Below are 12,553 nucleotides of genomic sequence, written 5' to 3'. Positions count from 1 at the left end.
ATTTGCCCCTCCGCCTCGCCACCCTCTCGCTCCTGATCCTCTACCCCATCGCGTGGTTCGCCCCGCTGATGCGCGCAGGGTTTCTGCCGATCTTTGGTCTCAGCGAAATCAGCGTCATCACCGGCCTCCAGTCCCTGTGGAAATCTGACGTTTTCCTCGCGCTGATCGTCACCATCTTCGCCCTTTTCGCGCCCTACATCAAAACCATCGGCACCGCCCTGATCCAATGGAACCTGCTGGATGCCCGGGTGCAGCCTGCGCTCAACATCCTTGGCAAGCTGGCGATGGCGGATATCTTCCTGATCGCGCTATACATCACGCTGGCCAAAGGCATTTCTTACGCCACTGTTGAGACCGCATGGGGTCTTTACCTGTTCACCGCCTGCATCCTTGCCTCCATCGCTTTGGGCATTCTCACCGAACGCCAATGCAAAACCATCGCCCAGACATAGGGCGCTGACGACGAGGAAAGCCCTGCAAGGGCTTGAAGAACCGCCCGTCCTCGGGCACCAAGGCGTCATGGCAAAACCAACCTTCTCCTGCTCCGCCTGCGGCGCATCCCATTCCCGCTGGTCGGGTCGCTGCGACGGGTGCGGCGAGTGGAACTCGATCATACAGGACGTACCGCTGTCGGCAGGCCCAGCCAAGAAATCGCTGGGCTCGAAACGCGGGCGGTCGATGACGCTCACCGACCTGTCGACCGAGGAAACCCCGCCGCCCCGCACGCTCTGCGGAGTGGAAGAGCTGGACCGAGTGCTTGGTGGCGGGCTTGTTCCTGCATCTGCCCTGTTGGTGGGCGGCGACCCCGGCATCGGTAAATCCACCCTGTTGCTGCAAGCTGCTGCCCGATTTGCCCGTGCCGGCGTCAAGACGATCTATATCTCGGGCGAAGAAGCCAGTGCTCAGGTTCGCATGCGGGCGCGCCGCCTTGGGCTGGAGAACGCGCCGGTGCAACTTGCAGCCGAAACCAACCTACGCGACATTCTCACCACGCTTGAAGCCGAAAAACCCGGTCTGGCGATCATCGACTCGATCCAGACCATGTGGGCCGACAATGTCGACAGCGCGCCGGGGTCCGTGTCGCAAGTCCGGGCGGCTGCTCATGAATTGACCGCCTTTGCGAAACGGCACGGCGTGTCGATCATCATGGTCGGACACGTGACCAAGGATGGCCAGATTGCGGGCCCCCGTGTTGTCGAACACATGGTCGATACGGTTCTGTATTTCGAGGGCGAGCGCGGCCATCAGTTTCGTATTTTGCGGGCGGTCAAGAACCGCTTTGGTCCCGCCGACGAAATTGGCGTGTTCGAGATGACGGGCAAAGGGCTCGCGCAGGTCACCAACCCCTCGGCCTTGTTCCTGTCGGAACGCGGCACGCCCAGCCCAGGCTCTGCCGTCTTTGCCGGGATTGAGGGCACACGGCCCGTTCTGGTCGAATTGCAGGCCCTTGTCGCCCCGTCCCCCCATTCACAGCCGCGCCGGACAGTGGTGGGATGGGACAGCGGGCGGTTGGCGATGATCCTTGCCGTTCTTGAAGCGCGTTGCGGCATTCCTTTTGCGGGTCTCGACGTCTATCTGAACGTGGCCGGTGGGTTGAAAGTCAGTGAACCCGCCGCCGATCTGGCCGTGGCTGCTGCATTGCTGAGCGCACGCGAAGACACAGCCCTGCCCGCAGACACCGTCGTTTTCGGGGAAATCTCGCTGTCAGGGGCACTTAGACCGGCTCCGCAGACAGAAAACAGGTTGAAAGAAGCACAAAAACTTGGTTTCACAGCGGCAATAGCTCCGGCAGGTGGCAAAACCGGTACTGTGGCAGGTCTGACACTCACCCGACCCTCTGATTTGGTGGGGTTTGTTGGCGAAACCTTCGGAGCAGGTTAAAGTCGCGCCTTGAGGGGCAGAAAAAGAACAGGCGAGGGCCATGGAAGGTTTTACAATAATCGACGGGGTAGTTGCCCTGATCATCGTGCTGTCAGGCTTGCTGGCCTACTCGCGTGGTTTCATGCGCGAAGTTCTGGCCATCGCGGGTTGGGTTGCGGCGGCCGTTCTGGCGTTCATCTTCGCCCCGCAGGCTGTACCTCTGGTCAAGGAAATCCCGGTCGTCGGAGATTTCTTGCGTGACAGTTGTGAATTGTCTGTGATCACCGGGTTTGCAGCGGTCTTTGCGGTGGCGCTGATCGTGGTCAGTATCTTCACACCGCTGTTTTCATCGCTGGTTCAGCGTTCGGCCCTTGGCGGCCTGGATCAGGCTTTGGGGCTGTTCTTCGGCATCGCTCGTGGCATCCTTCTGGTTGCGATTGCATTCTTCGTTTACGACACCGTCATGACCGGCCAGTCTTACACAATTGTTGATGAAAGCCGGTCGGCCAAGGTGTTTGAACAGTTCAGCGGCCAGATTGAGGAACAAAACCCCGAGGCGGCTTTGGGCTGGGTTACGACTCAGTATGAACAGCTGGTCGCCAGTTGCACGGCAGGAAACGCTGAACCGGCAACAACTGCGCCTTCCAACGGCTGATAGGCAGTTCACCAATTCATGAAAGCCCGGCGCTGCCGGGCTTTTTTGTTGCAGATCAGACAAACCCCTCTCCACCGCACACGGTGCAGCGGATTGTTTTCAAGCCAAAGCATCCGTCACATCGACTGAAAACCGGTTTTCCAAAAATATCTCTGCTTTTGGCGACCTCGCCTGCTCCGTTACAGATCTGGCACGACGCGCGCCCCAATCCCCTGCACCGATGGCACCGCTGCCTGATCCGTTCCTGCTTCTTGTGAGGAGGTTTATGTTGCCACATTCAGGTCCCCCCTAGGTGCTGAGATTTAGCAGTTATGTATGCAATCAAATGCATGACAGCACATATGTTTGCGCATGTCACCATCTTCGTTTTTCTACATCGACATGCGCAAACTTGGCCTGCGGCATTTGGCTATTGTGATCCTTTGATGACAGCCACGCCAATAGGCATTATGTGGGGGCCAACCCGCCACGGAATCGGAGCCACCGATCTTGTACTTTCTGTATGAATGCGCGCTGATCGCAGTGATGGTCGCCCTAACGGCGTCTTGTTCCTGCGTAGCGAACATTTCCGCGCTGAAGATGCAGAAAGTCCGGTGCCGAACTGCGGTCAATCCTCGAATGAAATCGTCATAGAAGTTGGAGCCCCTTGAATGTGTGGGATTTTAGGAATCGCAAGCCGGACACATGATGTCTTTGCTGAGATCTATGACGGGTTGCTGATGTTGCAGCACCGGGGTCAGGATGCCTCCGGGATCGTGACCTACAACGGCGAATTCTTCCGGGAAAAGAAAGCCAATGGGTTGGTCAAGGACGTGTTCAACGCCCAGGATGCTGAAACCCTTCTGGGTCATATCGGCATGGGTCATGTTCGTTATCCCACGGCCGGATCACTCAGCGCGGCCGAAGCGCAACCTTTCTTCGTGAACGCACCCTACGGTATCTATCTTGTTCACAACGGCAACATCACCAACACAGCGGAACAGCGCGAGAAAGTGACCGGGAAATATAGTCGCCACCTGCGCACCACATCGGATTCGGAAATCCTGCTGAACGTGCTGGCCGACAAAGTGGCTGACGCCATCAAGGTGAACGGCAATTCGGATCCGATCCGAAACATCTTTGCCGGTGTGAAGATGACGATGGAGCGGGTTCAAGGTGCCTACTCGGTAATCTGTCTGGTGGCTGGTGTTGGCATGCTGGCGTTCCGCGACCCATATGGCATTCGGCCCCTGTCGGTCGCAAAGCGCAATGTCGACGGTCAGGGGGACGATTATGCCTTTGCTTCGGAAGACGTGGCCTTTGGCATCAACAGTTTTGAGAAGCTGCGCGATCTGCGCCCGGGCGAGGCCATCCTGATCGACCTGAAAGGCAACATGCACGAGTTTCAGGCGGTCGAAGGCAAGCTGACGCCCTGTATCTTCGAGTATGTGTATCTGGCACGTCCGGATTCACTGCTGGACGGAGTCTCGGTTTATAAAACCCAGATGCGCATGGGACAGACGCTGGCGAAACAAATTCAGGACTCGGGCCTGGAAATCGACCGGATCATTCCCGTACCCGACAGCGCCCGCCCCGTGGCACTGGAAGCGGCTAAAATCACCGGCATCCCCTATCGCGAGGGGTTGGTGAAGAACCGCTATGTCGGGCGTACCTTCATCATGCCGGGTCAGGCCGAGCGACAGAAATCCGTGCGCCGCAAGCTGAATGCCGTTCCGCTGGAATTCGAAGGTCACAGCGTTCTGTTGATCGACGATTCCATCGTGCGGGGCAACACCATCAAAAAGATCGTTCAGATGTGCCGCGACGCTGGGGCAAAGAAGGTTTATGTGGCCAGCGCCTCGCCGCCTGTCAAATACCCCAATGTGTATGGCATCGACATGCCGACCAAGGCCGAGCTGATCGCAAATGGCAAAGAGATCGAAGAGATCCGTGAAGAGCTGGGCGCCGATGCGCTGTTCTATCAGCATTTGGAGGACCTGATCTGGGCCGCCCAGGAAGGCAACCCGGACATCCAAGGATTTGATTGCTCCTGCTTTGACGGCAATTACATTACCGGCAGCGTCAGCGCGGATTACCTGGACAGTCTGGAAAACAGCAGCCGTGTCAGCCAGAAACGCGCGGATATGCAGGTTCAGGGCGGGTCCTGGAATGCGGCCAAACTCGCCTCAGGCTGAAAGACCCCACCCATTTATGGCACGCCTGGATTCTGTTCAAACAACGAATCAAACCGTTCGACATACAGATAGGACAGCCCTGTTAAGTATGGCTCGCATCTAAACTGTTCCGCCGATGAGTGGAAATCTGCCACAACCCGGCGGTGAATCTTGCACGATCACAAGGGCTAACAAAAGGGTCGCTACGTCGTGAAGCGTTGTGTCTGTGAGGGTCTTTTGCTTACCTGATCGTTTTGTTATCGGGCGGCAACCACTCACACAAATAAGGGGTTCGGAACTCACGCCGGGCCACGGACCATGTCAAACACCAATGTCAAAAGCGCGGCCACGCAGCAGGGCGCGTTAAACAAGAACTCCGTTTCTGTCCTGGGAGTGTTCGGGCCCAAAACCGATCTGCACGCCTTGGTACGCCTGTCATCGGGCCGCGTGAAAGAGGTTGAACCCGGAAGCCGTGTCGCCTCGGGCATGGTAGTTGCAATTGATGAACAGGGAATCATGCTGCGACAAAGCGGCCAGACCAAGCGGATCGCCATTCCCGGCAGCTAATCGCGACTTGACGCCCCTCGCGCAGGGGTTCAAACCGCAGCCATGACCGATCAGACAAAAATCGCCCTTATCACCGGGGCCTCTCGCGGGTTGGGCGCTGCGCTGGCCGAAGCGTTGGCACCTGAATACCATATCGTCGCCGTCGCCCGGACCACCGGCGGGCTGGAAGAGCTGGACGACCGTATCAAGGCGAAGGGCGGGTCAGCCACTCTGGCCCCCATGGACATCACCGATCCAAACGCCATGGCGACCCTGTGTCGTGGCATCCATGACCGTTGGGGTAAGGTCGACCTGTGGATGCACACAGCCATCCACACATCAGCACTGACGCCGGTGCATTTTGTTGACCCCAAGGAATGGGCCAAGGCGATCAACACAAATGCAAACGCGACCTCGGTTCTGATTCCCTATGTCTCACCCCTTCTGGGCGAGAGTGGCCATGCGGTGTTTTTTGACGATCCGAAGGCTGGCGAGAAGTTTTATGGCATCTACGGTGCCACCAAGGCCGCGCAGATGGCTCTGGCCCGCAGCTGGGCCGTCGAGACTGAACGCACCGGTCCGCGGGTTTCGGTTGTCGAACCCGCGCCGATGCCCACGGCCGTCCGCGCGCGGTTTCATCCCGGGGAAGACCGGAGCGTTCTGAACAGCACCAAGGATGAAGCTGCGCGGATTCTGGCACTGCTTTAGGAAATGGCCCTGGCGGGCCATGCCTCTGGCGGGGATATTTGCAGCCAGGTGAAGCCGGGATCAGGCGATATGCACGCCGTTGCGCCCGGCCAGATCGACGAAGAATTGCCATGCGACACGGCCAGAGCGCGACCCGCGCGTGGCTTGCCACTCAATTGCCTCGGCGCGCAGGGTCTGTGCATCAACGGAAACGCCATAGGCGGCGCAATAGCGGTCGATCATCGCCAGATACTCGTCCTGATCGCAGGGATGGAACCCAAGCCACAGGCCGAAGCGATCCGACAGCGAGACTTTTTCTTCGACCGCCTCGGAAGGATTGATGGCGCTGGACCGTTCGTTTTCGATCATATCCCGCGGCATCAGATGGCGGCGGTTCGAAGTGGCGTAGAAGACCACATTTTCCGGCCTGCCTTCAATGCCGCCATCCAGAACAGCCTTGAGAGATTTATAATGCTGGTCATCGTGGCTGAACGACAGGTCATCGCAAAACAGTATGAACCTGTAGGGTGCTGCGCGCAGATGGTTCAGCAACCGTGCGACCGTTCCCATATCCTCGCGCTGCAATTCGACCAGCTTTAGATCGGCGTAATCAGCGCTCAGTGAGCCGTGCACGGCCTTTACAAGGCTCGACTTTCCCATCCCCCGCGCCCCCCAGAGCAGCGCATTATTTGCCTTGTACCCTGCTGCAAACCGGCGCGTATTGTCCATCAACGTGTCGCGAGAGCGATTGATGCCGACCAGAAGATCCAGATCGACCCGGTTGACTTGCGTAACAGGTTCCAGTCGTTCCGGTTCGACATGCCACACAAATGCTGGAGCAACGGCAAAATCAGGCGCCACCAAAGGAGCCGGTGCCATGCGTTCCAACGCCTCGGCGATACGGTTCAGGGCTTGGTCATCCATGTGGGCCTCCGATTTTGTCTTGAGGGGTTCAAAGCACGTTCCAATTGGCACAACAAGAGTTTCCAATGAAAAAGGCGCGCCATTGGATGGCGCGCCCTTTTGGTTTCGTCGGCAGACTTACTTGTCGTCTTCGAACTCCTGCATCAGGTCATCATCCGCTTCCGCTTCATCATCGTAGTAACCGTCAGCGCGTAACTGATCCTCGCGTTTCTTTTCAACTCGCGCGACCAGGAAGATCGAAATCTCGTACAGACCGTACACCACCACAAACAGAATGATCTGCGTAATGACATCCGGTGGTGTGACGACTGCGGCCAGAACCAGAATGCCGACCACCGCATATTTCCGAACAGCGCCCAGCCCCTCGGCACTGACCAGTCCTGCCTTCCCCATAAGAGTCAGGAGAACCGGCAGTTGGAAACATAATCCAAAGGCCACGATGAACTTGATCGTCAGGTTCAGATATTCCTGGGCTGAGCCCTGAAACACCACACTCAGCGGTGCCGCGCTGACCCCATCGGCCACGGCTTCACCCTCAGCCCCGAATTGCTGGAACCCGAGGAAAAAGTCATAGGCCAGAGGCGTGACAACGTAGAAGGCAAAGCTTGCGCCCAGGAGGAACATAAAGGGCGAAGCAAGCATGAATGGCAGGAACGCGTTTTTCTCGGACTTGTAGAGGCCCGGTGCCACAAAGCGCCACATCTGCATCCCGATATAGGGAAATGCCAGAATGAACCCGCCCAAGAGGGATACCTTGATTGCAACAAAAAACCCTTCCTGTGGCGAGATGAAGATCAGGCCACAATCCTGCCCGCGCTCGGCCAGAACGTCACACAGGGGATTGGTCAGGAAATTGAAGATCGGCGTCGCCACTGAAAAACAGATGATCATACCGATCAGAAACGCCACAACGCTGTGGATCAGCCGTGTGCGCAGTTCGGCCAGATGTTCGATCAACGGGGCCGAAGAATCGTCAATCTCGTCGGTTTTGCTCATGTCTTGCTTTCAGTGTTCAGCGCGGCTTCGGCCTCTTCTGCCTTGGCCAGCGCATCGGCTGCTTCTTTGGCTTTGCGCTCGGCGGTCGCACGGGCGGCTGACGCCTGAACTTTTTTGGCCTGCTCGGCCCGCTCGGCCGCCAGTTTCCCTGTTTCGCTGTCAGGATCGAACTTTGTGGGATCGATGCTTTTCGCCATCTCCTGCGCGGCTTGCTTGACACCGTCCATGGCCGATCCCACAGGGTTCACGGCAGCGTTGAGACCTTTCTTGATCTCATTCACCCCTGCCTGATCGGCGGCTTCGTTCATGGCGCTGCTGAACTCGCGCGCCATTCCGCGCGCCTTGCCGACAAAACGCCCGACATTGCGGAACAGCACCGGCAGGTCCTTTGGCCCCACAACGATCAGGGCAACGATGCCGATTACCAGAAGCTCGGTCCAGCCCAGATCAAACATCTGCGCTTACGCCTTGTCTTTCTCGGCTTCAGGTGTGACGTCCTTGGCCAGTTCAGAAGCGTCCTTTTCCAGCTCTTCCGAACCGTCCTTCACACCCTTCTTGAACGCAGTGATACCTTTGCCGACTTCACCCATGAGCGAACTGATCTTGCCGCGTCCAAACAGAACCAGAACCACAACGGCGATAAGCAGCAGGCCAGGAAGGCCGATATTGTTGAGCATGTCTTTTCTCCTTTTTCGTCGGCACGTTTGCGCGCCGGGAACATGATCTGACTCAGTCTTTACGCCTCGATCGCTGGTCTCAAAAGGGATCTGCTCCGATTTGCCGGCGAAAATTGTATCAATCGCGTGAAATCTAAGGGGTCGCAATTCTCAACTGACAGGTTTATGTCAGTTGCTATCCGTTAGGGATTTGGCATCGAAACAAGGTCAATGGAGAATTAAATGACCCACGTTGCTGAAATCGTCACCTTCACCCTGGCCAATGGCACCACGCCGGAAGAGTTCGTGAAACTCAGTCAGGCCTCTGAGGCCTTTGTGCGCAGCGCGCCGGGATTTGCCCATCGGCAGCTTAGCCAGGGCGAAGATGGTCGCTGGACCGATTATGTTGTCTGGACCGATTTGAAGGCGGCACAGGACGCAGCCGCACAGTTTCCTCAACAGGAATGTGCAGCAGGCATGATGGCGGTCATCAATCCGGATAGCATCCAGATGCGACACGAGAAAGTACTATGGAACATGACTGCCTAAACGCGGTCAGAACGGCGTGTCATGCGCCGCACTGACCGCCTGTTCGGTATCATCCAGATCCTGCGCGACGGAAAACTGCACCGCGCGCAGGACATTGCGGACCGGCTTGAGGTGTCGGTTCGCACCATCTATCGCGACATGGATACGCTTGTTGCCTCGGGCGTTCCGGTCGAGGGCGAGCGCGGTGTCGGCTACATGGTGCGCGAGCAGATCACCCTGCCCCCGTTGAACCTGACCACAGCCGAGCTTGAGGCGCTGAATCTTGGCATGGCCATCGTGGCCGAGGCCGCGGATACTGACCTGAAGGCTGCCGCACAATCGCTTGCCGACAAGATCGACGCTGTTCTACCAACGCAGGTCCTGGCCGAGGCGGACAGCTGGAAATTCGCGGTCTACCCATTTGCCGATGCCGCAAGGGGCCTTGCCCATATGGCCCCGATCCGTGCAGCCATCAAATCACGTCAGAAACTTCACCTGTCCTATCGCCGCATTGACGGCGTTTTGACCGAACGCACCATCCGCCCGCTCCATATGGAATACTGGGGGCGGGTCTGGACCCTTACCGCCTGGTGCGAGTTGCGCAACGGATTTCGTGTTTTTCGCATCGACCTGATCGAAGCAGTTTCACCCCTTCCGGAAATCTTCGCCGACGAACCCGGAAAACGCCTGAGCGACTATGACCCGTACGCCTGACAGGCTTCACCTTTTCAGAAATACTCTCGCCGAAGGCAGGCCCGGTACGGGCCATCCTGCCTCACTTCAGATAGGGTTCCGGGTCCACGGACTCGAACCCTTTGCGGACTTCGAAATGCACATAGGCATCGTCGCCGCCCCGCAATTGCGCCAGCTTCTGGCCACGGCGTACCTTATCGCCTTTCTTGACAGTGATCTTGTCGACATTTGCATAGACAGTCAGAAGATCGTTGTTGTGCTTGACCACAATGATCGGCACCTGATCCGCGTCCGCGGTGATCGCCGCGACCGTACCGGCTTCGGCAGCTGTGACCGACGTACCCGGAGCGGCAGCGATGTCGATGCCCTCATTCTTGCCCTTGTCATAACCGCGAATGATAGTTCCGCCAACCGGCAGAGACAGCGCGGATGTGCGCGTATTGGTTGGCGCTTCGGCGGTCACGTCGGGGGCCTCGGCCAACGGCTCAACTTTCTCGTCCGGCAAGGGCTGCGTGGCGCTGGGTGGCGTCGGCGTCGGTGATCCCTGTCCCGGTTCCGTCACCTCCGTGGCGGGAACGGGCGCGGCACTAGCCGCATTTTGCCGGGGCGCGGGCTGGTTCTTGACCGGAATCAACAAGTATTGACCCTCACGCACGGTAAAACCTGATCCCAACCCGTTCCATTCCGCCAGAGATTCAACCGGCACCTGGTAGAGGCGCGAGATTGTATAGGCCGTCTCACCCCGCTTGACCTTGTGCCTGACCGGCTCCGGCCCAGTTGAAATCGGCGCAGGCGTTGATGCCGGTTTCGCGGGTTCCAGGGTTGTGGTCTGAACCGAACCCGACGCCGGCACTTGGTCAATTGCAGACCCGGCGACCGACGCGATGTCCACGCTGCTTCCAGCACCGACAGTGCGTGGCAGGGCAAGAACCTCACCCTCTCTCAGCGTGTCCGTTGTCTGAAGGCCGTTGAAGCGCGAAAGCTCGCCCTCGGGCAGGCCAACCCGCGCGGCCACGTCCCGCACCGTATCGCCGCGGCGCGCCACGACCACCTGGTAATTCGGATAGGTAATGACGCCCCGGCTGTCCGGTGTCGGGCGGGATGCCGTCGCGGATTGCGCTGCATTGGTGGTCGAAAATCCACCGATCTGCCCACGAAGGTCATAATCCAGAGGTCCCTCGCACCCGGCCAAAATGGCCAGAGCGGCCACCCCGGTCGCACAGCGGCGCATTGCTGATTTGGATACTGCTCTCATAATTCTGTCCTCAACGCCTGCCCCTGTTGCCCGGAGTTCCGGCGACCAATTCTTTAAGCCTATTACGCCTCATCCTTTCCAAGCCCTTCCAGAAGGGGCACGAAACGGACCGACGTTAATTCGTCATAGTCCAGACCATTTTCGGTGCGCGTTACTTTGATCAACTGCTGCACCGCGTCCGACTGGCCCACGGGTAAAACCATAATACCCCCGATTTTCAGCTGCGCCAAGAGCGGGCCCGGAGGATCCTCAGCCGCGGCTGTGACAATGATCCGGTCAAAAGGGGCTTGTTCCGGCAGGCCAAATGACCCGTCAGACAACATCGAAGTGATATTCATCAGGCCCAGATCGGCAAACAGCTTGCTTGTTTCGCTCACCAACCGCCTGTGGCGTTCCACTGTGTAGACCCGGCGGGCCAGTTTGGACAGGATCGCCGCCTGATAACCTGAACCTGTCCCAATCTCGAGCACCGTGTCCCGTGGTCCAACGTTCAGGGCCTGCGTCATCAGACCAACGACCGAGGGTTGACTGATCGTCTGACCGCAGGAAATCGGCAACGGCATGTCCTCGTAAGCGCGCCCTGCGAACAGGCCGGTGACAAAGCGACCGCGGTCCACCTGCTCCATCGCAGCCAGCACGCGCGCATCCGTGACCCCCCGTTTGCGCAGGGCAAACAGGAATTGCATTACGGTTTCAGGGTCCAGTCCGCTCATTCGACCGCCTTCAATGCCTCCAGCATGTCATGCGCAGTCAGGTCAGCGCGCATCGGCGTGACCGAGATATAGCCTTCCAGATTGACGGCCGCATCCGTTCCGGGTGCGGTCGGATTGTGCTGATAGCCACCCTTGATCCACAGGAACCGCCGCCCCGAAGGTGAACTGTGCGGTTCGACCGAAAAACGCGTGTCGCGCCGAAACCCCTGCGCCGCAATCCGCGTGCCCAGAACATCGTCTGCCGGAACCGGTGGGAAATTCACGTTGTAGAACAGCCGGTAATCATCTTGTTCTGCCGGAGTTGCGTCCAGAATCCGGCGCACCAGATCTGCACCATACCGGGCGGCTGCCTCAAACGGGTCGTCAAGGCCCAAGTTTCTGGGGCCAAAATATTGCGACAGGGCAATCGCTGGGACGCCCTGCAATGCCGCTTCCATCGCGCCGCCGATCGTACCGGAATACAACGTGTTTTCAGCCGAGTTATTGCCCCTGTTCACGCCCGATAGAACCAGATCGGGAGGGGTATCCAACATAACGTCGTGAAGCCCTGCCAAAACACAATCCGCAGGTGAACCTTCGGCTGCAAAGCGCCGCTCGCCCAGCTTGGCGACCATCATCGGGTGGGTATAGCTGATGCAATGTCCGACCCCGGACTGTTCAAACGCGGGTGCGACCACCCAGACCTCTCCATCCGGTCCGGCCAGTTCAGCTGCAATCGCCTCAAGCGTGATCAAGCCCGGGGCATTGATCCCGTCGTCATTGGTCAGAAGAATTCGCATGTGCCCGATTTACCCCCGCGTTTGGCTCTTGATAGACCCGGGCCTGCGTTGCGGCAAGCGACGTGGCCCCGCAATCTGAGGTTTTCGCGCACCACTCGGGTGGAAATC

The 12,553-nt window shown here is 58.4% G+C and carries 15 protein-coding genes; 8 read left to right on the top strand and 7 right to left on the bottom strand.

Annotated elements, in window-relative coordinates; genetic code table 11:
* The first annotated feature begins 2 nt into the window (after window positions 1–2).
* The 6 genes from ACR0ID_RS01805 (at window position 3) to ACR0ID_RS01780 (ending at window position 5,922) form a co-directional block, all read left to right on the top strand.
* Window positions 3–452, top strand: a complete 450-nt coding sequence (locus ACR0ID_RS01805) for a paraquat-inducible protein A (protein ID WP_480603414.1) — start codon at window positions 3–5, stop codon at window positions 450–452.
* A 67-nt stretch (window positions 453–519) separates the two neighbouring features.
* Complete coding sequence (radA, locus tag ACR0ID_RS01800; protein WP_480473130.1) at window positions 520–1,881, top strand: DNA repair protein RadA; 1,362 nt, start codon at window positions 520–522, stop codon at window positions 1,879–1,881.
* A gap of 40 nt (window positions 1,882–1,921) precedes the next feature.
* Window positions 1,922–2,515: a CvpA family protein gene (locus ACR0ID_RS01795; RefSeq protein WP_267364181.1), complete on the top strand. Its 594-nt coding sequence runs from the start codon at window positions 1,922–1,924 to the stop codon at window positions 2,513–2,515.
* 650 nt (window positions 2,516–3,165) lie between these two features.
* Entirely contained in the window at window positions 3,166–4,689 is a 1,524-nt protein-coding gene (gene purF / locus ACR0ID_RS01790; protein WP_480603412.1) for an amidophosphoribosyltransferase, read from the top strand.
* Between the two features lie 297 nt (window positions 4,690–4,986).
* The gene (locus tag ACR0ID_RS01785) at window positions 4,987–5,235 is read left to right on the top strand and encodes a hypothetical protein (protein WP_480473134.1); all 249 of its coding nucleotides are present in this window, start codon (window positions 4,987–4,989) and stop codon (window positions 5,233–5,235) included.
* A gap of 42 nt (window positions 5,236–5,277) precedes the next feature.
* Complete coding sequence (locus tag ACR0ID_RS01780; RefSeq protein WP_267364183.1) at window positions 5,278–5,922, top strand: SDR family NAD(P)-dependent oxidoreductase; 645 nt, start codon at window positions 5,278–5,280, stop codon at window positions 5,920–5,922.
* A gap of 60 nt (window positions 5,923–5,982) precedes the next feature.
* On the opposite strand, the gene ACR0ID_RS01775 is transcribed toward ACR0ID_RS01780, so the two are convergent.
* The 4 genes from ACR0ID_RS01775 to ACR0ID_RS01760 all read right to left on the bottom strand — a co-directional run bounded on the left by ACR0ID_RS01775 (window position 5,983) and on the right by ACR0ID_RS01760 (window position 8,498).
* Window positions 5,983–6,825, bottom strand: a complete 843-nt coding sequence (locus tag ACR0ID_RS01775; RefSeq protein WP_480553704.1) for an ATP-binding protein — start codon at window positions 6,823–6,825, stop codon at window positions 5,983–5,985.
* 117 nt (window positions 6,826–6,942) lie between these two features.
* Window positions 6,943–7,821: a twin-arginine translocase subunit TatC gene (tatC, locus tag ACR0ID_RS01770; RefSeq protein WP_480473140.1), complete on the bottom strand. Its 879-nt coding sequence runs from the start codon at window positions 7,819–7,821 to the stop codon at window positions 6,943–6,945.
* On the bottom strand, window positions 7,818–8,276 hold the full coding sequence (gene tatB / locus ACR0ID_RS01765; protein WP_267364187.1) for a Sec-independent protein translocase protein TatB: 459 nt from the start codon (window positions 8,274–8,276) through the stop codon (window positions 7,818–7,820). The genes tatC and tatB overlap by 4 nt, the downstream gene beginning before the upstream one ends.
* Window positions 8,277–8,282: 6 nt before the next feature.
* The gene (locus tag ACR0ID_RS01760; RefSeq protein WP_480473142.1) at window positions 8,283–8,498 is read right to left on the bottom strand and encodes a twin-arginine translocase TatA/TatE family subunit; all 216 of its coding nucleotides are present in this window, start codon (window positions 8,496–8,498) and stop codon (window positions 8,283–8,285) included.
* A 222-nt stretch (window positions 8,499–8,720) separates the two neighbouring features.
* Here ACR0ID_RS01760 and ACR0ID_RS01755 point away from each other — a divergent pair, with 222 nt between their 5' ends.
* Both ACR0ID_RS01755 and ACR0ID_RS01750 read left to right on the top strand, forming a co-directional pair.
* Window positions 8,721–9,026, top strand: coding sequence for a hypothetical protein (locus ACR0ID_RS01755; protein WP_209503726.1), 306 nt, complete (start codon window positions 8,721–8,723; stop codon window positions 9,024–9,026).
* Window positions 9,027–9,047: 21 nt separating this feature from the next.
* The gene (locus ACR0ID_RS01750) at window positions 9,048–9,719 is read left to right on the top strand and encodes a helix-turn-helix transcriptional regulator (protein ID WP_480473144.1); all 672 of its coding nucleotides are present in this window, start codon (window positions 9,048–9,050) and stop codon (window positions 9,717–9,719) included.
* 61 nt (window positions 9,720–9,780) lie between these two features.
* Here the strand turns inward: ACR0ID_RS01750 and ACR0ID_RS01745 are convergent, their stop codons facing one another.
* From ACR0ID_RS01745 to surE, 3 genes are all read right to left on the bottom strand, one after another.
* Window positions 9,781–10,953 (bottom strand): peptidoglycan DD-metalloendopeptidase family protein, encoded by a 1,173-nt coding sequence (locus ACR0ID_RS01745; protein ID WP_480603408.1) that lies wholly within the window; start codon window positions 10,951–10,953, stop codon window positions 9,781–9,783.
* Between the two features lie 62 nt (window positions 10,954–11,015).
* Window positions 11,016–11,666: a protein-L-isoaspartate(D-aspartate) O-methyltransferase gene (locus ACR0ID_RS01740; protein WP_480473148.1), complete on the bottom strand. Its 651-nt coding sequence runs from the start codon at window positions 11,664–11,666 to the stop codon at window positions 11,016–11,018.
* Entirely contained in the window at window positions 11,663–12,445 is a 783-nt protein-coding gene (gene surE / locus ACR0ID_RS01735) for a 5'/3'-nucleotidase SurE (protein WP_480473150.1), read from the bottom strand. The genes ACR0ID_RS01740 and surE overlap by 4 nt, the downstream gene beginning before the upstream one ends.
* Between the last annotated feature and the right edge of the window lie 108 nt (window positions 12,446–12,553).

The organism is Ruegeria sp. AL2 (genome assembly GCF_056540845.1).
The sequence above is the reverse complement of the archived record's forward strand: the minus strand, read 5'-3'. Positions and strand labels throughout refer to the sequence as shown.

Excerpts from the sequence above, each read along its gene's own strand:
- radA (WP_480473130.1), top strand. The coding sequence starts at position 520 with ATGGCAAAACCAACCTTCTCCTGCTCCGCCTGCGGCGCATCCCATTCC.
- ACR0ID_RS01795 (WP_267364181.1), top strand. The coding sequence starts at position 1,922 with ATGGAAGGTTTTACAATAATCGACGGGGTAGTTGCCCTGATCATCGTG.
- purF (WP_480603412.1), top strand. The coding sequence starts at position 3,166 with ATGTGTGGGATTTTAGGAATCGCAAGCCGGACACATGATGTCTTTGCT.
- ACR0ID_RS01785 (WP_480473134.1), top strand. The coding sequence starts at position 4,987 with ATGTCAAACACCAATGTCAAAAGCGCGGCCACGCAGCAGGGCGCGTTA.
- ACR0ID_RS01780 (WP_267364183.1), top strand. The coding sequence starts at position 5,278 with ATGACCGATCAGACAAAAATCGCCCTTATCACCGGGGCCTCTCGCGGG.
- ACR0ID_RS01775 (WP_480553704.1), bottom strand. The coding sequence starts at position 6,825 with ATGGATGACCAAGCCCTGAACCGTATCGCCGAGGCGTTGGAACGCATG.
- tatC (WP_480473140.1), bottom strand. The coding sequence starts at position 7,821 with ATGAGCAAAACCGACGAGATTGACGATTCTTCGGCCCCGTTGATCGAA.
- tatB (WP_267364187.1), bottom strand. The coding sequence starts at position 8,276 with ATGTTTGATCTGGGCTGGACCGAGCTTCTGGTAATCGGCATCGTTGCC.
- ACR0ID_RS01760 (WP_480473142.1), bottom strand. The coding sequence starts at position 8,498 with ATGCTCAACAATATCGGCCTTCCTGGCCTGCTGCTTATCGCCGTTGTG.
- ACR0ID_RS01755 (WP_209503726.1), top strand. The coding sequence starts at position 8,721 with ATGACCCACGTTGCTGAAATCGTCACCTTCACCCTGGCCAATGGCACC.
- ACR0ID_RS01750 (WP_480473144.1), top strand. The coding sequence starts at position 9,048 with ATGCGCCGCACTGACCGCCTGTTCGGTATCATCCAGATCCTGCGCGAC.
- ACR0ID_RS01745 (WP_480603408.1), bottom strand. The coding sequence starts at position 10,953 with ATGAGAGCAGTATCCAAATCAGCAATGCGCCGCTGTGCGACCGGGGTG.
- ACR0ID_RS01740 (WP_480473148.1), bottom strand. The coding sequence starts at position 11,666 with ATGAGCGGACTGGACCCTGAAACCGTAATGCAATTCCTGTTTGCCCTG.
- surE (WP_480473150.1), bottom strand. The coding sequence starts at position 12,445 with ATGCGAATTCTTCTGACCAATGACGACGGGATCAATGCCCCGGGCTTG.